General features: G+C 43.3%; 22 protein-coding genes and 1 pseudogene. 3 read left to right on the top strand and 20 right to left on the bottom strand.

Annotation, left to right across the window (positions count from 1 at the left end; all coding sequences use genetic code 11):
• Positions 1-340 precede the first annotated feature (340 nt).
• The 11 genes from PSI17_RS12470 to PSI17_RS12520 form a co-directional block, all read right to left on the bottom strand.
• Positions 341-742: a DUF1240 domain-containing protein gene (locus PSI17_RS12470; RefSeq protein WP_273552275.1), complete on the bottom strand. Its 402-nt coding sequence runs from the start codon at positions 740-742 to the stop codon at positions 341-343.
• Between the two features lie 24 nt (positions 743-766).
• Complete coding sequence (locus PSI17_RS12475) at positions 767-1,660, bottom strand: hypothetical protein (protein ID WP_273552276.1); 894 nt, start codon at positions 1,658-1,660, stop codon at positions 767-769.
• A 22-nt stretch (positions 1,661-1,682) separates the two neighbouring features.
• On the bottom strand, positions 1,683-1,883 hold the full coding sequence (locus PSI17_RS12480) for a hypothetical protein (RefSeq protein WP_273552277.1): 201 nt from the start codon (positions 1,881-1,883) through the stop codon (positions 1,683-1,685).
• A gap of 225 nt (positions 1,884-2,108) precedes the next feature.
• Positions 2,109-3,194 (bottom strand): aminotransferase class V-fold PLP-dependent enzyme, encoded by a 1,086-nt coding sequence (locus PSI17_RS12485; RefSeq protein WP_273552278.1) that lies wholly within the window; start codon positions 3,192-3,194, stop codon positions 2,109-2,111.
• 4 nt (positions 3,195-3,198) lie between these two features.
• Entirely contained in the window at positions 3,199-4,548 is a 1,350-nt protein-coding gene (locus PSI17_RS12490; RefSeq protein WP_273552279.1) for a YhfT family protein, read from the bottom strand.
• 10 nt (positions 4,549-4,558) lie between these two features.
• Positions 4,559-4,921: a DUF2620 domain-containing protein gene (locus PSI17_RS12495; RefSeq protein WP_273552280.1), complete on the bottom strand. Its 363-nt coding sequence runs from the start codon at positions 4,919-4,921 to the stop codon at positions 4,559-4,561.
• Between the two features lie 4 nt (positions 4,922-4,925).
• Positions 4,926-5,888, bottom strand: a complete 963-nt coding sequence (locus tag PSI17_RS12500; RefSeq protein WP_443256028.1) for a phosphotriesterase-related protein — start codon at positions 5,886-5,888, stop codon at positions 4,926-4,928.
• A gap of 126 nt (positions 5,889-6,014) precedes the next feature.
• A complete protein-coding gene (locus tag PSI17_RS12505; RefSeq protein WP_273552282.1) occupies positions 6,015-7,205 on the bottom strand; it encodes a YhfX family PLP-dependent enzyme in 1,191 nt (396 codons plus the stop codon).
• Between the two features lie 102 nt (positions 7,206-7,307).
• Positions 7,308-7,670, bottom strand: a complete 363-nt coding sequence (locus tag PSI17_RS12510; RefSeq protein WP_273552283.1) for a PRD domain-containing protein — start codon at positions 7,668-7,670, stop codon at positions 7,308-7,310.
• A gap of 54 nt (positions 7,671-7,724) precedes the next feature.
• On the bottom strand, positions 7,725-8,633 hold the full coding sequence (gene yhfZ, locus PSI17_RS12515; RefSeq protein WP_273552284.1) for a GntR family transcriptional regulator YhfZ: 909 nt from the start codon (positions 8,631-8,633) through the stop codon (positions 7,725-7,727).
• A gap of 530 nt (positions 8,634-9,163) precedes the next feature.
• Positions 9,164-10,066: a lipase family protein gene (locus PSI17_RS12520; protein WP_273552285.1), complete on the bottom strand. Its 903-nt coding sequence runs from the start codon at positions 10,064-10,066 to the stop codon at positions 9,164-9,166.
• Positions 10,067-10,468: 402 nt separating this feature from the next.
• On the opposite strand from PSI17_RS12520, the gene PSI17_RS12525 reads away from it, so the two are divergent.
• Positions 10,469-12,004: an adenosine deaminase family protein gene (locus PSI17_RS12525; protein ID WP_273552286.1), complete on the top strand. Its 1,536-nt coding sequence runs from the start codon at positions 10,469-10,471 to the stop codon at positions 12,002-12,004.
• A 15-nt stretch (positions 12,005-12,019) separates the two neighbouring features.
• Here the strand turns inward: PSI17_RS12525 and PSI17_RS12530 are convergent, their stop codons facing one another.
• From PSI17_RS12530 to gntX, 7 genes are all read right to left on the bottom strand, one after another.
• Positions 12,020-12,589, bottom strand: a complete 570-nt coding sequence (locus PSI17_RS12530; RefSeq protein WP_273552287.1) for a GNAT family N-acetyltransferase — start codon at positions 12,587-12,589, stop codon at positions 12,020-12,022.
• Positions 12,590-12,791: 202 nt separating this feature from the next.
• Positions 12,792-14,285, bottom strand: coding sequence for a glycerol-3-phosphate dehydrogenase (glpD, locus tag PSI17_RS12535; RefSeq protein WP_273552288.1), 1,494 nt, complete (start codon positions 14,283-14,285; stop codon positions 12,792-12,794).
• Between the two features lie 269 nt (positions 14,286-14,554).
• Positions 14,555-15,313, bottom strand: coding sequence for a DeoR/GlpR family transcriptional regulator (locus PSI17_RS12540; RefSeq protein WP_273552289.1), 759 nt, complete (start codon positions 15,311-15,313; stop codon positions 14,555-14,557).
• Between the two features lie 102 nt (positions 15,314-15,415).
• Complete coding sequence (gene glpG, locus PSI17_RS12545) at positions 15,416-16,255, bottom strand: rhomboid family intramembrane serine protease GlpG (protein ID WP_273552290.1); 840 nt, start codon at positions 16,253-16,255, stop codon at positions 15,416-15,418.
• Positions 16,256-16,322: 67 nt separating this feature from the next.
• Positions 16,323-16,646 (bottom strand): thiosulfate sulfurtransferase GlpE, encoded by a 324-nt coding sequence (gene glpE, locus PSI17_RS12550; protein ID WP_273552291.1) that lies wholly within the window; start codon positions 16,644-16,646, stop codon positions 16,323-16,325.
• Positions 16,647-16,807: 161 nt separating this feature from the next.
• Positions 16,808-17,383, bottom strand: a complete 576-nt coding sequence (gene nfuA, locus PSI17_RS12555) for a Fe-S biogenesis protein NfuA (protein ID WP_273552292.1) — start codon at positions 17,381-17,383, stop codon at positions 16,808-16,810.
• Positions 17,384-17,442: 59 nt separating this feature from the next.
• Positions 17,443-18,126 (bottom strand): DNA utilization protein GntX, encoded by a 684-nt coding sequence (gene gntX, locus PSI17_RS12560; protein ID WP_273552293.1) that lies wholly within the window; start codon positions 18,124-18,126, stop codon positions 17,443-17,445.
• 43 nt (positions 18,127-18,169) lie between these two features.
• Between gntX and bioH the strand changes: the two genes are divergently transcribed.
• The gene (gene bioH, locus PSI17_RS12565; protein WP_273552294.1) at positions 18,170-18,946 is read left to right on the top strand and encodes a pimeloyl-ACP methyl ester esterase BioH; all 777 of its coding nucleotides are present in this window, start codon (positions 18,170-18,172) and stop codon (positions 18,944-18,946) included.
• Positions 18,947-18,999: 53 nt separating this feature from the next.
• Here the strand turns inward: bioH and PSI17_RS12570 are convergent, their stop codons facing one another.
• Complete coding sequence (locus tag PSI17_RS12570; RefSeq protein ID WP_273552295.1) at positions 19,000-19,443, bottom strand: OsmC family protein; 444 nt, start codon at positions 19,441-19,443, stop codon at positions 19,000-19,002.
• Between the two features lie 385 nt (positions 19,444-19,828).
• Here PSI17_RS12570 and PSI17_RS12575 point away from each other — a divergent pair, with 385 nt between their 5' ends.
• Positions 19,829-20,710, top strand: coding sequence for a helix-turn-helix transcriptional regulator (locus PSI17_RS12575; protein ID WP_273552296.1), 882 nt, complete (start codon positions 19,829-19,831; stop codon positions 20,708-20,710).
• Here the strand turns inward: PSI17_RS12575 and PSI17_RS12580 are convergent.
• Positions 20,703-21,208 (bottom strand): annotated as a pseudogene (locus tag PSI17_RS12580) (MFS transporter); the annotation flags it as partial. The gene PSI17_RS12575 and the pseudogene PSI17_RS12580 overlap by 8 nt on opposite strands.

Genomic DNA, 21,208 nt, shown 5'->3' on the forward strand with positions numbered 1-21,208 from the left:
ATAAAAAGCATAAATCCATAATTAACCTGAACTTCGTTTAGGAAAGGAACTAAGGCTGGATTCAACTAATAAGCAACACGTTCCCCGATATAGATTTCTAATGGATTTAATCCGTTGTTATAACTATTTCACCAAGTAAAAATAACATGGAAAACTATTGATAATATATCTTGCACCTATCAGGATTTTATAAATGATCATGATATGATGCCATATGAAAAGGTGACATTAAATTATAAATCTATATCATGGAGTCATGTAACATCGGGAACTTCCGCATATAGTATATGGGAAGGCCGAGTTTATTAAAAATATTCATAAGAATATATTAGATATATGCTTAGTTACATAGATTTTCATTTTTTACATATTTACTTGGTGCGTTAAATGATTTTTTATAGCAAGTCACATATCCATATTCTTTTAATTTTAAGTCAGCATACCACGACATTGGGAAACTAATAGCAATACCAAAAACCCCAATAAAAGTGAGAATCTTAAAAATTGAATCATTGTTTTTTGGCATTTTTAAAAAAAACAAATAATAAAATATAGCAATGCAAAAATAACATACTAGAGGATAAGAAAATAATATTGCCGGCATCCTCCATGAAAACACAACAACATCTGAAAGATGATAAACTAACAAAAGTTCATCTATGGAAAAAAAGAGAGCAACATTTATCATTAAAAACAATGAAAGTGAACTGATTGCTGCAATTAGTCTGTTTTTATTATCCATCTAGTCCTCTTTATTATTAAACGGTTATTTTATTCGTGGATAAGGATAACCGAATGGCTGTTTACGATAATCTAATTTATCAGCTTCAGCTAGCTCTTTTTCACGCATGTAGTTTATCAATTTATTACTAATTTTATAACGATCATCAAGCTCATATAGTATCCAAGTCACACCGGCACCAACCATGAATGCCACAGCAGAAATTCCTAAAGCAACAGCACCACCTGCCAAAAAAATACCAGCACCAACTGCAAAACCTATACCTGCCAAAGCTCCAACCGCAGTTTTCGCTACATCCATTGTAATATTTCCGAAAAAATCATAAATATCATAATCATCTCTAAATAGTAATTCCACTGATCTATACAGGGCAGAAATAATAAGAACCCTTCTAGAAACTGTAATTACGCCAGAACGCATTGCTTGTGTTCCTATACCTATATCTATCATCTTCCAATGATTTGCTTTATATTTTGCAGCATTTAAAAATTTTCTAACTCCGGTACGCCCTGTCAGCTTTATACTTCTATTACCATATCTATCGATATATTCAGTTACTCTTACACCAAAATTGCTACTTAATTCATTTGCCAAACGCATAAAGGCATATCCATCTAATAGACTGCCTGTATAAGTTGTTACAAAATCCGAAACTGAAAAAAAACTATCTTTCCATGATGAGTTTGGATTACTACCACAATAATTTTTTACGGCATCAACCATCTCTTCATGAGTTAACAGGGCATAATACTCCTCATCATCACATATTTTTATTGCTATATCAGATGACATATTGGAATATTTCCTTTCAATGTCAGAATATTTTTTTCTTCTGTACTCATCCGTTTGAGATAATGGTTTTAATTCTCCATCATAAACCATGACCCCATCAACAAAAATATTTGAAAATTTATCCATTTCACTTTCCTATAAGCTAAATTTAATGTGTCAAATTACCTGATTCAAACTTTAATGATAAAACCCTGCCATCCGAAACCCGCATGTTTATCCCGTCAGCCTGAGCTGATGACAATAGTTGAAAACAAAACATCATCATCACAGCCAGTTTATCTTCTGATCTGGCCGGGCTATGGGTTAATGCGTTACTTATTTTCTGCATCAATTCTTCTTTGTCATCCATACGAAAAAACCTTATTGTTAATCATTAGGTTATTATATGACAATTTTACACAAAAAATGTCCATCTCAATCACATAATAAAAAGCATAAATCCCTAATAACTCATCAATAACGCGTAATTTTAAATAAAAAGACGTTTAATTCTCCCTACCAGAAAACACCAGAAATTAAGTCACGCGAATAGATAATTTATCTATTTAATTATTTATATTTCAACCAACAGTTTTTATTCCAACAAACAACTTTCCCGTAAAATACGCATAACGGTATCTGCGCCGCTACGGTTGGGGTTGATGCGGATCATTCGTTTTTCCAGAGTGGGATCGGTTTGGCGGAAGGTGCCGGAAATGCGGTAAAACAGGGGCGGGATTTCAAATTTTGACTCTGCGCCGACCGGGTAAGGCAGTGCGCCCAGTGTATGGGCTGTGGTGAGGACTTTTTCTGCAATCGGTTCGTGAAATTCGACTAATAACACTTTTGATTGGGCATTAGCGAGAAAGGCGTGTTTTACTTGTGGCAACTCCCCTTGATTTAAACGGGTCACCAGTTCGTCATTCACTTGCGCTTGTATGGCGTGCATAACCGGTGCGAAGACCATCCCTCGCAAGGCCGCCATTGCCTGATAACCTTGTATCTGACAACCACCGGAGTACATGCTGTGGCGCAGGTTATCAATGGCTGCTTGTTTTCCTGCCACCATTCCAACACCTTGTGGCCCCAATAACTTGAAGCACGAGAAGGTGGAAAGGGTTGCGCCATACTGACAGCCAATGTGTGCCACTTTCATGGCGGCGTAGTTGTCATCGACCAGCGAAGGAATGGCATGTTGATTCAGGGTGTCGATGACGGCTTGCAGGGAATAACGGTCAGACATCTGCTGGCGGGTATGCTGCACAAGGCTGGCTGCGGGTTGGTATTGCTGAATGGCTGCCACCATTTGCTCCGGGTGGTTGAAATCTGCCTGCACGACACGCAGTCCCATTTGTTCAATTGACGTTTTGGTCGTGGGATAAATGGGTGCGTTATGCACCAGTAACGTTGAATTGGCGCTGACCAAGGCGGCCAGCCCCGCGCGCAAGGCGCCGGTTCCTGCTCCATTAACAAAAGCGGCGGCTTCGGCGCCAAAAAATTCTGCAATCACCGCCTCAATGCGTCGGGTCATTCGGGGTTGGTGTAGATCTGGGACTAAGCCCAGATCACCCTGCGAAAGAAAATCAGCACCCGGAAAGTGACGACAGATGATATCGACCAGCCTGAATTGCTGCTGCTGTGCTTGTGCCATCGTCATACTTTGCAATGGACAGGTTTGCATTTTCTTATTTGATTCCCAGCAAAAAGAGCATGTTGGCAAAAATGCCCACCATGATGGTTGCGATTGGGCCGATCGCCATTTCAACTAAAGGACGTTTGGATGTGCGGTTAAGTAGGTAAATACCCGCCACAATCATAAAGCCCATCCCCGGCAGAATTGCGTTGGAAGCAATCATGGCACCAACCAGCAAGGCAACTTCGAGCATTTTGGTGATCGCGGTACGAATATGTCCGCTGCATGCTTTAACCCCAGGGTATTTATCCAGCCAGATGGCGATTTTTGCCAGTAGCTGAATTTCAACGAACATGGTGATACCGCCCGCGACAAAGGCAATCCACGGGTTGTTAGTTGCCAGCCCGGCCACAAACACAAATTTCATGCCATTCGGGCTATAAACACCGGTGGCTATCGCCGTTGTGCCCACTAATGGAATAAAGCTGATGGCACGTGCCAGTGCGACCAGTAAGGCATTGGTCTGCTCACCTTGAGCCATCAGTTGGAGGGAAACAGGGCCTTCCGCCAGCAAGCTAAAAGACATGGTCGCTGCACTGGCGGTCAGGCCGCCGCACAGGATCAACAGCCATTTGTTTTTCTGAATACGTTCTATGCGGGTTGAAAACAGGCCGACCAAGACTTCATTGGCGCCTTTTTGCTCCGCTGGCTGTGTTGGACGTTCACGCATGGCAAAATAGAACATGGCAATCATCGACAGTAAGAGTGCGGCACCGTTAGGGTCAACGCTGACAGGTTTTTCGATCATGCCGCCAAAGCTCAATGGGCCAATGGCTTTGGTGGCCAGATAGCCGGCCAGCGCGGTGAACATGACCAACAGCCCTTTGCGATAGCCATATTGGTAGCCGACGACCATCGCAGGAAACAGGGCAAAACAGGCGACAATCGGATCGCCTACTTTCTTGAGGTCATCGGTGAAATTGACGGGCAGCATGGCAAACAGTTCCACCACGGAACGCAGGCCGGCCAGTAAGGCGATGGCATAGAGGGCACCAATGATGCCGGAAGCGATAAAGCCTTTCCGGCTGTTGGCACACCAAATCCCTATCATGTCTGTACCGAGTAACAGGCTGTGAACCAAGACAATGGGGGCGGTGAGTGAAAAGGGGATGCCGAAACCGACAACCAAGCCAATGCTCAGGGCGAAACTGGTCGCGGCGAGTGCCTTGCGGCTCATGCGGCCTTCAAGGTATTCCGGCAAAAGTGGGCGCAGGCCATCATGGAAAACGGCGATACCACGGTTTGCCATCATCGCGGCAATGGCACCAATGACTGCCAATAATCCCGCTTTAAATGGGTCAACTTCCATCAATCTCAGCAGGAAATCATGGAAATGTTGCATGATAGCCTCCTTACAGTGAGATGATGGTGCCTATGATTATCGGCAAGACGATATCAATATCCTGCCCCGTGAAACCAAATGCCTTCTTGCCGGCTTTCACATGGGCAATGATCTCGTTATTAGACAGGATTTTTCCCGGCATTCCGAGGGTCGCACATTGATCCAGCCCGATAAGGGCAATGGCCATGGCCAGAGCGCCTCCGCCACCGGTATTGCATGCGCCAAAGTAATAGTCTGCTTCGCCATTTTTAATTGCCATCGCCGCTTCAATGTCATTCATGATTGTCACGGAAATGGCTTTATCTCCCGCCAATCGTCGAATTTCTTCGGCAATTGCCTCTTTCTCTATTTGCCCACCAACGACAAATTTCATGTTGTTATCCCTCTCTTTGTTTCTTCATATCGGATTGCTTTTTGAAAACCTGGAAAAATCGTGCCGGATTATCACGCAGCATTTGGTCTGTCTGTTTTTGGGAAAAACCCGCTTCCAGCAACTTGGGAACGAATACCGTTAACAGATAATCGAAGCCATTTCCCCCATTGCTTTTTAAATGAGATCGGCGGGTGATATCTTGGGAAAGCATTACCCGATCAAGCAGCCCGCGTTTGGCAACCTCCTGCAACATGGCAATGCGTCGATGGTCGGGGTAATAATTATTCTTGCCGATCGTGTCGAATTGCACCCATGCCCCGGCTTCCAGCAGCGGAATAATGGTGTTTAAGTTATCTCTCAGATCACAGTGGCCGATCGCCACATATTCGGGGGAAACACCAAACGCTTGCAGCAGCGCCAACTGTTCACGTCCCATGGTGCTTAATGTGGTGTGGGTGGAAATGGGGCAGCCTGTCATCTGATGTGCCAATGCCGCCGCTGCAAACACCTTTTGCTCATCTGCTGTGATGTGGTCGAGACTGGAGCCGATTTCTGCAATCACCCCGGCTTTTAATTCGGTGCCATCAATGCCCGTTTCGATTTCAGCGATCATGTCATCGGCGATTGCCTGTACACTCAACTCATTGAAGTGGGCAGGGAAGAAAGGTTGTTTATAATAGCCGGTCGAGGCAATGATATTGATGCGGGTATCACGCATCAGATCCAGCAGAAAAGCCGCATTGCGCCCCATGTAACGATTGGTCATCTCCACGATATTTCTTACCCCAAGGGTGTAGAGGTGACGAAGTTCTTCTGCGATCAGATCGTATTGATCCAACCGACAATCGAGGCTTCCTTTCGCATCAGAGAGGTCGATATGCAAATGTTCATGGACATAGGTGTAGCCTGAAACGTCAATCAAGTTATTTGCTTTTACGCTCAAGTGATCATTAACCTTCAACGGCATCAATGCTGGGTGAGGCTTAGTATTTTATAAAATAGGGTTCGCCGGATCATGCGGTAAATCCACGATAGCGAAAATAACATTATTTAATGCTGGAATAATATTATCTGTAATGCCCTTGTTGAGGGATTATTTAGCATAGCCATCATTTTTCCAATTGCCTTGACTGTCATAAATGCCTTCAAGTTTTGGAGAACCAGACTGAATACCTGAAACGAGGGCGACATCACTGCGCGTTGTGAAAATTTGGGCGCGAAAACACATAAGTACCGGGCTGCCAATAGGATGAATGCCGGACAATGGGAGGTGGTAGTCAATGCAGGACTCCCCCAAGCGCAGTATGCGTGCTTTTTTAGTGGGGATGATGCCAGAAGATAGGGGACGTTCAGGAAAAACCAACGCCTGTTTCATATGCCCGCGTTTATAGTAGCCGCCCCCATAGCAGTAACTATTACCATCTTGGTGATGGGATATTTCTGTGAGATAGGCCATCGCAATCTGTTCCGGCTCCCGACCACAGAAGTTGGCGGGAATGGTTCCGGTCAAAGCATGGCCGGGTTCCAGATGGGTGGCGCCGTATCTGGCCAATAATGGTATGGTATTGCAGCTTGAGGCGGCCGGGGCATTGATTTGCGAAAGTGTGATGCCGAGCTGTTCCAGTCGGTTTCGCGCACGAATGAGAGTGAGCAAATTGATGGTGGGTAAGGTTATCTGATAGCGAGGATCCCATGACAGACAAGGAAAATGCGTTAGTCCGCTCAATTTAATGCCTGACATTCCCTTTAAGGCATCCACGACGGTATCGAGTTCATGAAAGGGAATACCTGCCTCTTGGCCGGGAAAGGCGATGTCTCTTTTATCAAATATTTTCAGCATGATGGGCTGAATTTTCCCCAATTTCTCCGCGATATCCGAAATCGCTTGTGCTTTTTCAAGGGAAAATACGGTGATGATGTTCGGTTCCCGCTTGAGCATAGTTTCGATTAAATGGGTTGGGGTCTGCACCAAGTGACCGATGTGGCACAGTGGTATACCATGCTGGCTCAAACTGTAGGCTTCCCTGAAATCGACAGCCACAACGCCGCGATAACCGAGTTCAATCAATTTTTGTGTCAGCCACGGGTTACGCCCAAATTGTTTGGTCATTAAATAGAGCTCGATGCCATACTGCCCCGCAGTTTGCAGCAAACGCCGGCCATTATCCAAAACCTGATCAACATCAATGAGGTAGGTATCTGGCAAGATGGCACCTTGTTGCCAAAGGTCTTTTGCAACTTCAATCAATTTGGGGTTTTGTTTCTTTAATGCCTCAATAAACATAGGACTCCCTTCATGTTGCAAAGCAGCAAAGCTGTGCGAAAAGCCAAATTTTTTGTCTGGATAAATCTTCATTTTTTTGAATATTTATATAGGAATCAGAAGCTAATCTCTTTCGAGTGAAAACATTAAACCATATAAATTGGCTAACAGATAGCCTTCTTCATTGGGATGTAGAGTAATTGTAAATTTTTCGGTGAGGGAGTGATGAACGGTGAGTAATTGATCGTAGTATTCAGATTGCTTAAGTTTTGCCGATATTTCCTTATCCAACGGGAAAACTATTTCGCCACGACGTGAGCGCATGAAAGCACTAGCCATGTGGGTGAGCGCCATTTCACCTTGTGGATGACGGATAGGGATGAACCAGATATCTTCCAGAACATGCACAACATCCAGCATGCTATCGTGGATATCTTGATCAATAACGCCACCTTGCAGCAGGATAGTTAACCGTTGTTCTATCATTGCTTTTTGTTATATATCGGTGTTAATCAATAAGTTATTTTGGCTGATCGAATTTCAATAAACGGGTTCGATAATGCCAGCGACGACGTTTTGTTGATGGATCAGCAACAGATCCCGATCAACCATAGTATGCAGGAGTTGCTGGATAGGAATATTGTCCTTGCGGACAAGGATAACGGCTTCAGATGCTTTAATAAAACATTCACTGTCATCGGGAAGCAGGGTCATCAGGCCCTGTGCGATGAGTTCATGGCCTTGTCCAACGTTCCAGATGGCTGCATCAATGTGCCCTTTAATAATTTGATTTAGGCACTCATGATAGGAAACCTCGACCAGTTCAATCTTTTTTCCCGCAAAATATTGCTTTGTCATTATTTTTTGGTCTGCTGAGGTACTGTCTAACCCAACGCGGCGGATCGTGTCCATTTCGCCGTGACGAAAGATTAACCTATGCCTGTCTGTATAACTTTGTGTCCCTAGTGAAAGCGCAATATATAGATCTTTATGTTCTGGGTGTTGCTCTGCGGCAAGTCTTGATGTTACTGCCAAGTCGTAAACGCCGTTCAGTAAACATTCTATGCGGATATCCGAACCACGCATATGTGCAAAGTAAAAAGGAATGCTTGCACACAATGCTTTTAAGCCACTTGCCAGCCCTTCATAAGCACGGGTATAAGGGAGCGGCATTGCACAGACCACATTGCCGATATCGGCATATTCCAAGAGTAATTTGTGGTTTATCTGCGCAAGAAAGCTACCATTACGGCCACGACGCTTAATGCCAACCGCCTGTGCCTGTTCAAGCGATTTTAATGCTGCTTGCATTAAGCCCACCGACAATCCACATTCTTTAGACAGCAATTCTATGGTTTTTAGGCGGTTACCACATTGTTCAGAGAGGAGATAACGAGCCAGAAATGACTGCGCGATCCCTTCTTTCTTAATGAATGTTTGACTCATCATTACAAGTATTTATCCATCACTATTTATTTTCATAAATTTGAACATAAATCGCAATAAGCGAATTAAAGAAAGGGGATTAATATCACAATTGAGAAAAAAATGAAAATTTAAAAAATGATAAAGTCTAATATTATCAATATTTTGAATATATATTTAAATTTTTTATTGAATATATAAAAATTGCTATTATGGGAGAATATAGGGAAGATGGAGGGATTATCTCTGTCTGCGCACTGTATTTTTCTGTATTGTTAGTGATTTTTGCTGCGCTATTTATCACGCCCCATGATAATTAGGCTATATTCTGCACCTTATTCTTACATGAATCAATAAAATATCTTATAGAGTGGATCTTATTTAAAAGGATCAGCTTTTGGTTTTTTATTGTCATATCTAATAATAAATCTTGTTTATATTTTCAGATGCTTATTTATCTATAACATTTAAAAATCATAGTTCACTTCCTTACGCCTCGCGTTGCGAGGCGTAAGGAAGTCCCATAATCATAAAGATGATGTTCACTATTTTTATTATTTAGTCATTTCTTCCTGTAATGACACCCTTAGACACTCATTCCATGTTGCCTGATCTATCGGATAATCTCCATCAAGCACGTCGAAAAATTTATATTTATTTATTAAAGCAAGGTAAGTCAGTATAGTATGTTTGCAAGTAATTGAATCATCAATTATCACATCGTCTCTCGGATACAGTGTAATGACATTTGGTAGCTGTTCGGAATTAGGCGGAAGTTCAGGAATGAGATCATTGATATAATTAAGAACGTTGTAATCCTTAAAGTGTTCACTAACATATTCAACAAATTCATCATTTCCTACGTTTGGGCTGGCAAATAAGCAAGACCTATAATAAGGGGCTTTATTGTAGATATCTCTCATGAGATAAGTTACCACCGCAGCGCCAAGGCTATGACCTGATATCGTACAACAGCTAGCTACGCCGATAAGTTGTGTGATGGCATCTGCGAGTTCGAGTTGGGAGTAATCAATACCCGTTGTATTGTCAGGAACAACCAGATTCAGTGATTTATACACAGAATAAAACCCCTCAAAGACCGATTGCTCCGGTGTATCAGGCCAAGGCTGTATATACCCTACATTGAGATCCTTTAGAGCTTCTTCAAAGGTTTTGGTTCCTCGGAGAGCGACGAAGTATTCTCCGGGATTTTCTATTCTCTCTGCTATATACCCATGATTCACTCTATCATCAGAGAATATTAGTTCTTTCTTATTTGTTTTGGTATTCATAAAGGTGTAATAATAATTACAAGAAATATAAGCTCTTAGTTTCCAGCCATCTTTTTCTATGCGTGGATCTGGCGGGGGCATAATGTCATTCGGATATTGATCATACATAGTTGCTGCGTATAGAACTAATGCTGCAAAACTGTCAAAATAATTTACTGTGAACATTTTTTATCTCCTTTGTATTAGTACCATTAGAAATTAAAGAGATAATTAAAGTATATTTTGTATTTTAAATCTGGCCTTAAATTCAGGTGATTATTTTGTGTTTTTATTTGTTTATATATTATTGTCTTTGATTTTTTTTAGGTGTTTGTGATTATATTAATTAATATAATTAATGGGTAAAATGGCTGTTATAAATATTAATATATAATCAGGTAATGAATCATTTTGTGCAGATCATAATGAAATTAACATAAGGCAAGAGGTTCGTACAACATGCGAGCTAGACTTTACAGTCATCTTGTTATTTGTTTTTTTATATAGGATGATGTGTTTATCCTTGATTAATAAAACTTCTTGGATTTGCATAATGTTCAACAAATATCAAAATCAGGAAAAAGGGTTATGAATACCTTACCTATTGTCATCATTTTGTTGATGTTATTTCCTTGTCTGGCTCATGCTGATGAAGTAAATACCACGTTAGCCAAGGAAAATGAAGCAGCGACTGCACACTTTTTTCACCATCTGGTTGAAACCCATAATCCGGATATTGCAGAGTTAACAATGGCATTGAAAATGATGCCCAAAGGCGCAGATATCCATATTCATTATTCTGGTGCAATCTATGCCGAAACCTATCTTGACTGGGTTGGTCATCAGGGATACTGCATTTATGATCGATCTGAGCCAAAACTTAACATCGAAATTTATCAAGTAGAAACACGGCAGAAAAATCATCTTCCCCAGAAAAATCAGTCAGTTTGTCTCGATAAGCGTGCGGTCATTGCAAACAATGCTTTCTATCGAAAATGGTTGAAAGCGTGGTCAGACAAAGATTTCCATAATCATTATCATTTGCAAAAGGCGCCGGATCAGCAGTTTTTTGATACCTTTAATTATTTCAGTCCGTTGTCACATCAAATTTTCATGGATGGGCTGGCGAAATTAAAAAATCGCGCCAAATATGAAAATGTTCAGTATCTGGAAATCATGTTAAAAAAGGCACCTGCTTTTAAGTATCCAGATCTGGCTAAAGCGCTTGATGAGTTAGATCCGGATGCCGATGAAAATCGCGTTTTCGCAGCGCTGGCACCTTATGCGGACTTTATGGCTAAGGATCCACTTGTTGCGAAGGGCATCTCTGATTATATCCAAACTGAAGAAGCTGCGATCTCAGGGTTGGATGATGATAAATTTCGTATCCGGCTCCAATCCTATGCCGTTCGTAATACGCCACGCGCTACGGTATTCTCAAGTTTATATGCGGCATTTTCGGCAGCACATGCCAGTAAAAAAATTGTCGGTGTGAATATTGTCGGGCCGGAAAACGGTTACATCGCAATTCGTGACTATAAGCTGTACATGCTGATGTTTCGCTATCTAAAAAGGCTTTTTCCGGATGTTCACTTATCTCTGCATGCGGGGGAATTGGCTAGCGGAATGGTTCCGCCAGAGAGTCTGGCAAATCATATTCGATATGCGGTAGATATTGCAGGAGCAAATCGAATCGGCCACGGCGTTGATATTGCCATGGAGGCGAACACATTAACATTACTGCAAGAACTGAGAGACAAGGACATTCCGATTGAAATTAACCTGACGAGTAATGACTTTATTCTTGGCGTGAGAGGAAACGAGCACCCGATAAAACTTTATCAACGTTATGGCGTGCCTTTTGTGATATCAAGTGATGATCCAGGGGTTTTCCGTAGTGACTTAACGCATGAATTTTTAATTTTTGTCACAAACTACAAGCCACAATATGCCGATATCAAAAAAGCGGTATTTAATAGCATCCGATACTCTTTTCTATCTCCAGAGGAGAAGTTGGCAGAGTTACAGGATCTGCGGTCTCGATTTTTAATTTACGAATCGGAGATGGCAAGAATAGAAAAAACGGTGCACAAGAGTGTACATACGTTGGCAAAACCGGAGTAATGGCCTTAATTTTGGCTACTGAATCTCATCGGATAGATGCTTAGCCATGATATGCATTGTACTTTGCTGTTTCGGGCTGGAAAAAATAATATCCTTTTGCCATTCCAGCCCTTTTCGGACATAAAATTTGATGGCAGAGGTGTTTTGCGCCAATACTTCCAGCCAAAGCCACTTTTGCCCCTGTTCATGTCCAAATTTTACTGCATGATCAAATAATTGATCGCCCTGTTTTTGTCCGGTTAGCGTTGGCATCAGATAAAGTTTATGCAAATAGATGCCAGTAATATCTTTATCAGGAACAGGTTGGTTTAAGACGATTTTACTGAGGCCAACAATATTGGAATCGCTGGTCTTTGAAGCCATTCTATTTGAACCGATAGCAGGTTGGGATTCGGCAATAAACCATTTGTGATCGGGAGATTGTAATGAAGTTGATATTTGCTCTATGGAACATTCTCCTGCGATATACTCTTCCAGTTCATTCTGGTCATGCCATAAATAAGAAAAGTGAAAACGATAGCTGGTTTCAAGCAGTTGGGAGAGTCGCGTAGCGTCTTTTATCGTTGCATCCCGAATCTTTAGCATAGAGATCTCCTGATTTGATTTCTAATATCCTATCACGGTGGCAAAAACATGCGCGCTAAATAACCAGTGGAATGAAATAAAAAATAAGCAAATTTCAATAGAAAATAGGGATGATTGATTTCGAAAATTTATGGCAGGAATAAAGCGAAATGGAAAACGGCGATAATTCCTATCGCCGTTTTCCACGAAATAAATCTTACAGTCAAGCAACCTTGACGTTTTGTGCCAGCCAGTCCGCTACACGCTGTTTCTGTTCATCGGTGAGCCACATTCCCAGTTTGGTACGGCGCCAGATAGCATCATCTGACTGCGTCACCCATTCGTGTTCAGCCAAATAACGCAGTTCAGCTTCATACAAACCGTGGCCGAAACATTCACCGAGATCGGTCAGTGCTTCTGCGTTTTTCAGGATAATTTGGCTGTTGCTGCCGTAAGTACGGGCATAACGCAGTGCCGTACCTTCTGGCAACCAGTTGTGACGCTGACGTAGCAGACGCGCATAACCATCGCGATCACAGCCTTCCAGCTCACCACCCGGTAACTTGCCATTTTTAGTCCATGCCTTGCCCGCGTTAGGGTAGTATTGGGCCAGTTTATCCATGGCGTGTTCTGCCAGTTTACGATAAGTCGTCAGCTTACCGCCAAATACAGACAGTAATGGTGTCTGGCCTTGTTCATCCTGCACATCCAGTGTGTAGTCACGGGTGATCGCTTGTGGTGAATCAGATTCATCATCACACAGGGGGCGGACACCAGAGTAAGTCCAGACAACATCATTGCGGGTAAGTTGTTTCTTGAAGTGGTCGTTATAGACTTTCAGCAAATAGCCGATCTCGTTATCGTCAATTTTGACTTCTTTTGGATCGCCTTTGTATTCAACATCCGTCGTGCCGATGATGGAAAATTCGTCATTCCATGGGATCACAAACACAATGCGATTATCTTCATTTTGCAGAATATAAGCCTGCGGTTCATCGTGAACACGCGGCACCACAATATGGCTGCCTTTGATCAAACGAATGCCGTAAGGCGATTTCAGTTGCAGGCCGTTATCAAAGAAATTCTTCACCCACGGGCCGGTTGCGTTGACCAAACCTTTCGCGCGCCAAGTATGGGTTTCGCCGGTCTTAAGGTCTTTGGCTTCAACCATCCAGTGATCATTTTCACGCCATGCGCGGGTGACTTGGGTGCGGGTACGGACTTCGCCGCCGTGTTTTTGTACTTCCTGTGCGTTCAGAACAACCAAACGCGCATCGTCAACCCAACAGTCGGAGTATTCAAAACCACGGGTGATCGAGGGTTTCAATACTGAGTTTGTCCCAAATTTCAGCCCCTTACTGCCAGGCAAGCTGACACGTTTGCCTAAGTTATCGTACAGGAACAGGCCAATGCGGATCATCCAGGCCGGGCGCAGGTGAGGTTGATGTGGCAGACGAAAACGCATCGGGAATGCGATGTGGGGCGCCAGTTTCAAAAGCACTTCACGTTCTGCCAGTGCTTCACTGACCAAACGGAATTCATAATGTTCCAGATAGCGTAAGCCACCGTGGATCAGCTTGGAGCTGGCAGATGACGTTGCGCTGGCCAAATCTTGGCCTTCCAACAAGAGGACAGAAAGTCCCCGGCCAGCAGCATCTGCCGCAATACCAGCGCCGTTAATGCCGCCGCCGATAATAATCAAGTCTTTGGTTTCCATCGCATCCCCTTTGAAATGTTCGAAACAGTTCTTTAATGTTCGTTTTCGCTCAAGGATTGTAATCAAAAATTCATCAGTCGCCAACTATTAACTCAGAAAAAACACCTTCACGTGATATAGCTAACAAAACGCTATCTTATCTCTAAGATTAATAAGGATTTCGTGGGATACAAATTTGAGAGGGAATTATTGGTGAGGGCAAACCCCACCCGAACCTCAGGTGGGGGCATGATTATGCTCTTATTACGCAACGATTGTGTAAGAAGCGATCAGCACAATTCCAGTTTAACGCTGTGCTGTTCGATAATTTTCTGGATACCGGCAGGTGGTGCTTTATCGGTGAACAAAAAATCAATCAGGTTCATGTTACCGAGATTAACCATGGCACTGCGGCCGAATTTTGAGTGGTCGGCAACCAGCATGACACAGCGGGAGTTTTCGATAATAGCGCGCTTGGTACGCACTTCGTGGTAATCGAACTCCAGTAGTGAGCCATCATTATCGATGCCGCTGATCCCAAGGATGCCGAAATCAAGGCGGAACTGGGAAATGAAATCCAGTGTGGCTTCACCAATGATGCCGCCGTCGCGGGAGCGTACTTCACCCCCTGCCAAAATCAGGCGGAAGTCTTCTTTGCCCATAAACAGTGTTGCGACATTGAGATTGTTGGTGACAACCCGTAAATCGCGATGGTTGAGCAGGGCATGTGCCACGGCCTCTGGCGTGGTTCCAATGTCGATAAACAGGGTTGCGCCGTTTGGAATTTGGGTGGCAACTTGTTGTGCAATGCGGGCTTTTTCATCCGACCACATGATCTTACGATCATGGTAAGCGGTGTTGACGGAGCTGGATGGCAACGTGGCACCGCCGTGATGACGCTGGATTTTATTTTTATCGGCGAGATCATTTAAGTCACGTCGGATAGTCTGCGGGCTAACCTCAAAATGTTCAACCAACTCCTCCGTGCTGACATAACCTTGAAGGCGCACTAGCTCGATTATTGCATCATGTCGCTGAGTTTGCTTCACAAAATTCCCCTAATATTTGCATAGATGGATTATCGTTGACCAAAATATCCCCTTCTATTCCAAGTCAATGCTGAAACTTGAAATCTATGGTTTTTGGGGAATTTATTGCTTTTTTGGTTTACGCAAATTATCCCATAGCCCCATCAATAATCCGATAATTAACCCTGAAACGTGGGCAGCATTGGCGATATTGAATGAAAATAGATTGAAATAACCCACAAATAACCAAATGACAGAGACAGCGATTAACCCTCTGGACACGCTGGTATCGAGTTTGGGCGACATTTCACTGGTCAGCCAAACATACCCGATCAGGGCGTAGACGACACCGGACAGCCCCCCGAAATTCGATCCGCTGAACAAGGATTGCGCCCAACTACTGAAAATTGCGGAGACTATCGTGATTTCAAACAGTTTGCCTGTGCCAATCTTCTGCTCTACCTGACTGCCGAGATACCACCACAATGCAAGATTAAAGAGAAGGTGTGTCAGGGAGAAATGCAGCAGGGCAGGGCTGAGCCAGCGCCATAACGCCAGATACTGATCGCTGTGGGCTGGCCACGCCAGCCATTTCATGACATCCGGCACGCCCGCTATCGCCATCCACAGCCAGACGAGGATACAGAGCAGGGTGATGGTAATCGTCAGCGGGCCAGACTGGTTTTTTAGCGTACTCAAGTTAAGGTTGTTGCGGTAGTTGAAAGGGCTGACAGATTTACCCGTTTGCCAACTGGCAGCCTGATAGCGTTTATTCAGGGGGTCGCGGGCAAAGTCGCGAAGTTCCCGTTCAACCTGACTGCGTTGACTCGCGTCTTCTAACCAGAGTTCAACTAATGGTGGCTCATTGGTGGGGCGCATGGTCAAATGAATGCCCTGCGTCGCCATATAATCAATAAAGGCCTGAGCCAGTCGAGGGTTAGATACTGAGGTGATATGGATCATTGCTCGTCTTATCTCTGCCTTAAGTTGAAATGAATTGCACAGGGTTAAAAATCAGTATGTGAAATATTCATTGGGCATGGACAGCGTGAGGATAGTCCCTTTGCCAGACTTCAAAACCGCCATTGACACTATAAACTGTCTCAAACCCCATATTGATCAGGTATTGTGCTGCTCCCTGACTGCTATGCCCGTGGTAGCACATCACCATGACGGGTTGGTCAAAATCCGCGCCTTGTAGAAAATGATTGAGTGTCTCATTGGTGAGATGAAACGCACCGACTGCGTGTCCGGCATGGAAACTTTGTGGATCGCGGATATCAACCATGACTGCGGTTTTATCGAGCCAATGTTGGTAAGCCTGTTCAGGCGTTATTGTTTGAAAATGGTCCATAAATACTCAATGTCGTTTCTCAAATTTTCATTTTCAATCTGTTCATTCTTAATCGCCGTCAGGTTATACCTGACGACCTTCCCAATATCAGCATTGGGAAGGCGCAGAAATACCGATAGAAAATGTTGGAAACAGAAAAATTGTTAAAACAAGAATAAAAATCAGTAATATGAATGCTCACCGCGTTGGTGCTCAGTCAGATCTTTCACACCTTTTAATTCAGGGAATAACTGTAATAGCTGCTTTTCAATCCCTTCTTTCAGCGTGACATCGACCATTGAACAGCCGTTACATCCACCACCGAATTGCAGGATAGCATAACCTTTATCGGTGATTTCCATCAGGCTGACACGACCACCATGCCCCGCCAACTGTGGATTGATCTGCGATTGCAGGACATATTCAACACGATCAATCAGTGGTGCATCATCCTCCACTTTGCGCATCTTGGCGTTCGGGGCTTTAAGGGTCAGTTGAGAACCCAGTTGGTCGGTGACAAAATCAATAGCGGCTTCTTCCAGGAAAGGTGCACTAATTTCATCAACATAAGCAGAAAGTTGATCAAATTTCAATTCGATGTCAGTGGCTTCAACAGCATCCGGTGGGCAATAGGAAACGCCGCATTCAGCGGTCGGGGTTCCCGGATTAATGACAAAAACGCGGATCTGGGTGCCCGGTTCTTGATTTGCCAGTAGCTTGGCAAAATGTGCTTGCGCTGCTTCAGTAATATTAATCATGGCATTTGCTCAATAGTTGACTGTTATAGTTGGTTATAATACGCCCATTTATAAAGGAACTACAAGGTTCGGCATATTGCCCAAGCCTGTACAGAACGAGCGCCGGCACGAATCAACAACTGTGAAGCCTCATGCAGCGTTGTGCCAGTGGTGATCACATCATCGAAAATTGCGACATGTTGATCGGTAAAATCGCCCTGTAACTGAAAGGCCTGCTTAAGGTTGGTTCTCCTTTGGGCGGCGGATAACCCGCGTTGCGAGAGTGTAGCACGTGAGCGGCGCAAAAAACCGGATTGATACGGGCATTGCAGCCAACGTGACAGGGAACGGGTAATCAGTTCAATCTGATCGAACCCGCGTTGCCAGCGCTTTCTGCTGTGCAGGGGAATGCCCAGTATGCTATCCGGCTTATGCCAGCGGCCTTCACGATAGCCTTGCAGCCAATGCAGCAGGAACACGCGTGCCAGCACCGGCGCGAGTTGTGGGGTACTGTGATACTTATACCGTCGGATAAGCTGGCTTAGTGGTGGCATGTAATCCGTAATGGCGATCAAATATTGCCACGGCGGTGGATTCTTCACGCAGCGGCCACAGGGAAGGTTGCCGGTTGCCGAGGGCAGAGCACAGCGCGGACAGACATTTTGCAGCCGCTTTAAGTGACGGAGGCAGATGTGGCAGATTCCGTGATGGGCAAAATACAAATTTTGATGGCATAGCCAACAGTATCCAACCATTGTTAGCATAGTTTCCTTCCTTGGTGACACATAAATAAAAGAGAGAATAACAATGGATCAGTTGTTTTGGCAGACAATCGGTGAAGCACCGCGTGATCTTGTGATGCTGCACGGATGGGGATTAAACGCTGAGGTTTGGCGTTTAGTGGAAACGCGATTGGCTTCGCATTTTCGTTTGCATCTGGTGGACTTACCGGGATATGGGCGCAGCCAACCGTATCCGGCCATGTCATTGGCGGACATCGCCGATAGGGTATGGCAACAGGCACCGGAAAATGCCTTGTGGCTAGGTTGGTCTTTGGGAGGATTGGTCGCCAGCCGGATTGCATTGGATCATCCGGCACATGTCGCGGGTTTGGTCACCGTGGCTTCTTCGCCGAAATTCAGTGCTGATGGCGACTGGCCGGGGATTAAGCCGGAGGTTCTGAGCGCATTTGAACATCAATTGAGTGCCGATTTCCAGAAGACGGTCGAACGCTTCCTGGCTTTGCAGACCTTAGGAACAGACAGCGCCCGTCAGGATGCCCGTGTACTAAAATCAGTGATACTCAACCAGCAGATGCCGACCGTCGATGTCCTTAATGCCGGTCTGGAAATCCTACGCACTGAAGATCTAAGGGCGGAATTGTCTCAGCTTCAATTACCTTTCCTGCGTCTTTATGGTCATCTTGATGGTTTGGTGCCGCGTAAGATCGCTTCGCAACTTGACAGGGCATGGCCACAAACCCATTCCGTCATGATGCGCAACGCTGCCCATGCGCCTTTTATTTCCCATCCCGACGAGTTTGTTGAGGTATTAACGGATTTTTCTGCCAATATAGGATGGTAATTCCTTGCCAAATATTACCCATAACATGACAAGTTATGGGTAATAAAAAACGTTTATTTATTCGGATAAACCTCAGTCACAATTTCTGGCGTATTAACGAGCGTATCGAGAACAGGGCAATGACTTTCGACAAAAACAATAAAATCGCGGATCTCTTGTTCGGTATTATCTGCTTTAACATAAAACTTGGAGGTAATTTTTGAAAATCCCAGTTTGGCGTTTTTATTTATGCCTTTTATACCATCAAGATCTAATTCACCTTCTAGTTCTATTTTAATATCAATCAGATTAATTTTATGTGCACTGGCAAAGAATTTTGCCACCATACTTTGACAAGCACCGAAAGCAGACAGTAGGGCTTCTACAGGCGTCATTGCTTCATTTTTCCCTCCCAAGTGCTCTGGTTCGTCTAGATAGAAGGAAAAATTTCGTGAGGAACATTTCATTTTCAGAGGCCCTACAGACTCTACAGTTGTGGTAAATAACTCTTTAGACATATTCGTATCCTTATGTTATTAATAATGATAGAAGTATAAATAAAATAATAAGGAGCTATTTTTTATTTTTCAATTTCAATGAAAGCAATAAAATTTAGTTCCAAGTAATAATAGAGGTTACACTAAAATAGTGAGTGAATTTGTTCTGGCATAAATGGTTTGCCAAGGTTAAAGAATTAAGGTTTTTATTTTGTTTGCATTGGTAAATAATTACTATAATAATATTACACACTGTAAACAAAAATTAATCCTATTTGATGTTGAATTATTGGGTCTCCATACGGTTGTTTATTGACTATGTATCAGCTAAGAGATTAATGTAGGTACGATTGCAAATTACGGTAGACTACATTCACTTACTGCTTAGTTGATAAGGATTGAAGCTATGCTATCAAATGTTCCAACTACCCCTAAGTTTATCCAGCAATACAAACATGCGACTAGTGAATTAAACTTTCTTTACAATATATCAACTGAGTGGCATCAACATCCCTGTATTCAACTCAGCTTATCTTTACACCGTCATGAGTTGTTAACCTTATCAGTACAGAATGAAACTCACTCTACTCATGGTTTTCTGATTCCCTCAAACGTAATACATAAGTTGGATTCATCTAATACCTGTAGCATGACATTGCTCATTGAACCGATTGATGAACACTATCATCTATTTAGCCATCTCACAGAAGAGTTGTCTGTAATTTTGCTGGAGCATGCTGACATTGTGGCAATAACAGATTATCTGGTTAAGTCGTTTCTTTGTGGTGAAAAACCGGATACTTTCACTGTTTACCTGTTGCTTAGACCATACCTGCCATGCCACTGTCAGTTTGATAAACGTATTTTGAAAGCAGTTTCGTTTATCGAATCGCTATCAGTGAAGCGAATTTCATCCCGTCAAGTGGCTGATAAAATTTACCTTTCTGAAAGCCGTTTCTTACATCTTTTCCGTGATCAATTAGGGATTAATTTTCGTGCTTACTTGTTATGGTTACGCTTAAGTGATGCTATTGGGGAAATTCATATGACCGACTCCTTAACGTTGATCGCTAATAACTGTGGCTTTTCTGATACCGCTCATTTTAGCCGGACATGTAAAATGGCCTATGGAATACGTCCTTCTGATCTTAAGCATATAATTCAGCAAAATTTACAGTTCAACTGTAAGACGTCTCAATGCCTCTATAATATTAATAAACAGAGCATACATAGTATTACCGAAGAACAACTTCCTCATGAAAAAGGGGTAAATCTTCAGGTTATGTAGATGATAAATTCGATCTGGCTAACCAAAGAATCAAAATTAGTGACAGAAAAATAAAACCAAAGAGCCAAAAAATTTCATTGGCTGCCAGAATTAAACTCTGGTTGGTGATTTTCTTCGCCAGAAAAATAGTTGCCTGTAGGTCAGATAATCCTAGTAGCTTGATATCCTGATAGGCTAAATCAACGAGAAAGTTATTTTGTGTGATATTTTCAGTTAGTTGTGAATGATGAACAGCTTCACGTTGAGACCATAATGTATTGGTTAACGATGTACCTATCGATATAGCCAGGGTTCGGAAGAAGTTAAACAAACTCCCCGCTGAAGCGACCTTTTCCTGAGGGATATCAGATAAAATAATCACATTGAGTGGCATGATAAAACAGGCAATCGCTATCCCTTGTACAAACTGTGGCCATGATGCGCTGGAAAAGTCCATTCCAGACTCAAAAGTATACGCCCGCCAAAAGAAGCAGAAAGAGAAGACAATAAAGCTGATGG

Origin of the sequence: Xenorhabdus sp. IM139775 (assembly GCF_028598745.1) — a bacterium.
GTDB lineage: Bacteria > Pseudomonadota > Gammaproteobacteria > Enterobacterales > Enterobacteriaceae > Xenorhabdus.

Bases quoted from the DNA above. Each gene is read 5' to 3' on its own strand.
- PSI17_RS12470 (WP_273552275.1), bottom strand. From the start codon at position 742: ATGGATAATAAAAACAGACTAATTGCAGCAATCAGTTCACTTTCATTG.
- PSI17_RS12475 (WP_273552276.1), bottom strand. From the start codon at position 1,660: ATGGATAAATTTTCAAATATTTTTGTTGATGGGGTCATGGTTTATGAT.
- PSI17_RS12480 (WP_273552277.1), bottom strand. From the start codon at position 1,883: ATGGATGACAAAGAAGAATTGATGCAGAAAATAAGTAACGCATTAACC.
- PSI17_RS12485 (WP_273552278.1), bottom strand. From the start codon at position 3,194: ATGCAAACCTGTCCATTGCAAAGTATGACGATGGCACAAGCACAGCAG.
- PSI17_RS12490 (WP_273552279.1), bottom strand. From the start codon at position 4,548: ATGCAACATTTCCATGATTTCCTGCTGAGATTGATGGAAGTTGACCCA.
- PSI17_RS12495 (WP_273552280.1), bottom strand. From the start codon at position 4,921: ATGAAATTTGTCGTTGGTGGGCAAATAGAGAAAGAGGCAATTGCCGAA.
- PSI17_RS12500 (WP_443256028.1), bottom strand. From the start codon at position 5,888: ATGCCGTTGAAGGTTAATGATCACTTGAGCGTAAAAGCAAATAACTTG.
- PSI17_RS12505 (WP_273552282.1), bottom strand. From the start codon at position 7,205: ATGTTTATTGAGGCATTAAAGAAACAAAACCCCAAATTGATTGAAGTT.
- PSI17_RS12510 (WP_273552283.1), bottom strand. From the start codon at position 7,670: ATGATAGAACAACGGTTAACTATCCTGCTGCAAGGTGGCGTTATTGAT.
- yhfZ (WP_273552284.1), bottom strand. From the start codon at position 8,633: ATGATGAGTCAAACATTCATTAAGAAAGAAGGGATCGCGCAGTCATTT.
- PSI17_RS12520 (WP_273552285.1), bottom strand. From the start codon at position 10,066: ATGTTCACAGTAAATTATTTTGACAGTTTTGCAGCATTAGTTCTATAC.
- PSI17_RS12525 (WP_273552286.1), top strand. From the start codon at position 10,469: ATGAATACCTTACCTATTGTCATCATTTTGTTGATGTTATTTCCTTGT.
- PSI17_RS12530 (WP_273552287.1), bottom strand. From the start codon at position 12,589: ATGCTAAAGATTCGGGATGCAACGATAAAAGACGCTACGCGACTCTCC.
- glpD (WP_273552288.1), bottom strand. From the start codon at position 14,285: ATGGAAACCAAAGACTTGATTATTATCGGCGGCGGCATTAACGGCGCT.
- glpG (WP_273552290.1), bottom strand. From the start codon at position 16,255: ATGATCCATATCACCTCAGTATCTAACCCTCGACTGGCTCAGGCCTTT.
- glpE (WP_273552291.1), bottom strand. From the start codon at position 16,646: ATGGACCATTTTCAAACAATAACGCCTGAACAGGCTTACCAACATTGG.
- nfuA (WP_273552292.1), bottom strand. From the start codon at position 17,383: ATGATTAATATTACTGAAGCAGCGCAAGCACATTTTGCCAAGCTACTG.
- gntX (WP_273552293.1), bottom strand. From the start codon at position 18,126: ATGCTAACAATGGTTGGATACTGTTGGCTATGCCATCAAAATTTGTAT.
- bioH (WP_273552294.1), top strand. From the start codon at position 18,170: ATGGATCAGTTGTTTTGGCAGACAATCGGTGAAGCACCGCGTGATCTT.
- PSI17_RS12570 (WP_273552295.1), bottom strand. From the start codon at position 19,443: ATGTCTAAAGAGTTATTTACCACAACTGTAGAGTCTGTAGGGCCTCTG.
- PSI17_RS12575 (WP_273552296.1), top strand. From the start codon at position 19,829: ATGCTATCAAATGTTCCAACTACCCCTAAGTTTATCCAGCAATACAAA.